We start from the raw sequence: 842 nt of genomic DNA on the forward strand, positions 1-842 counted from the left end.
GAATGGATTCCCGCGTCCGCGCATCCGATGGACGTGATGCGCACCGGCGTGTCCGTGCTCGGCACCCTCCTGCCCGAGAAGGACGATCACAACGTGCCGGGCGCGAAGGATATCGCCGACCGCCTGATGGCCTCGCTCGGCTCGATGCTGCTGTACTGGTATCACTACTCGCACAACGGCAAGCGTATCGAAGTCGAAACCGACGACGATTCCATCGGCGGGCACTTTCTGCATCTGCTGCATGGCGTCGCGCCGTCGAAGGCGTGGGTCGATGCGATGCACGTATCGCTCAACCTGTATGCCGAGCACGAGTTCAACGCGTCGACGTTCACCGCGCGCGTGATCGCGGGCACGGGCTCCGACATGTATTCGTCGATCACCGGCGCGATCGGCGCGCTGCGCGGCCCGAAGCACGGCGGCGCGAACGAAGTCGCGTTCGACATCCAGTCGCGCTATCAGACGCCCGATGAAGCCGAGAGCGACATCAAGCGTCGCGTGGAGAACAAGGAAGTGGTGATCGGCTTCGGCCATCCGGTGTACACGATCTCCGATCCGCGCAACAAGGTGATCAAGGAAGTCGCGAAGAAGCTGTCGAAGGAAGCGGGCGACACGAAGCTGTTCGACATCGCCGAGCGCCTCGAAAGCGTGATGTGGGACGCGAAGAAGATGTTCCCGAATCTCGACTGGTTCAGCGCGGTGTCGTATCACATGATGGGCGTGCCCACCGCCATGTTCACGCCGCTGTTCGTGATCTCGCGCACCTCGGGATGGAGCGCGCACATCATCGAGCAACGCATCGACAACAAGATCATCCGGCCGAGCGCGAATTACACCGGACCCGA

The 842-nt window shown here is 62.4% G+C and carries 1 protein-coding gene; it reads left to right on the forward strand.

All coding sequences use genetic code 11. The annotated features are described in order from the left end of the window. A partial coding sequence (gene prpC, locus U4Y90_RS35940; protein WP_321801894.1) for a 2-methylcitrate synthase occupies nt 1–842 on the forward strand: 842 nt, incomplete at both ends.

It is taken from the genome of Caballeronia sp. J97, assembly GCF_905220305.1.
GTDB lineage: Bacteria > Pseudomonadota > Gammaproteobacteria > Burkholderiales > Burkholderiaceae > Caballeronia.